This is a genomic window from Bacillus sp. SIMBA_008, from assembly GCF_046535495.1.
In the GTDB taxonomy this organism is placed as follows: domain Bacteria; phylum Bacillota; class Bacilli; order Bacillales; family Bacillaceae; genus Bacillus; species Bacillus subtilis.
The window spans coordinates 1-274 of the sequence record NZ_JAWRWL010000426.1 but is presented as its reverse complement, the minus strand read 5'-3'; the positions used below and the strand labels follow the sequence as shown (position 1 = coordinate 274).

At 43.1% G+C, this 274-nt stretch carries 1 pseudogene; it reads left to right on the top strand.

From position 1 onward, the window contains the following. Positions 1-39 precede the first annotated feature (39 nt). A pseudogene (locus tag SB658_RS23875) lies at positions 40-274 on the top strand (DNA polymerase III subunit delta'); the annotation flags it as partial.

Here is a 274-nt window from a genome sequence, read left to right as displayed (position 1 = left end):
ATAATCGAAGGAAAGAATGAAATAAGTGAGGTATGCATTATGACGAAGACGTGGGAGCAGCTTTCTGCTATACAACCCATCGGTGTAAAAATGTTGATGAATAGCATTGCAAAAGAGCGTATATCCCACGCTTACTTGTTAGAGGGAGGGAAAGGGACTGGAAAGTTTGCAACGGCAATTCAAATGGCAAAGAGTTTCCTCTGTTCTGGGCGGAATGGGGTAGAGCCTTGTCACGTATGTACAAATTGTAAGCGAATTGATTCAGGTAACCACC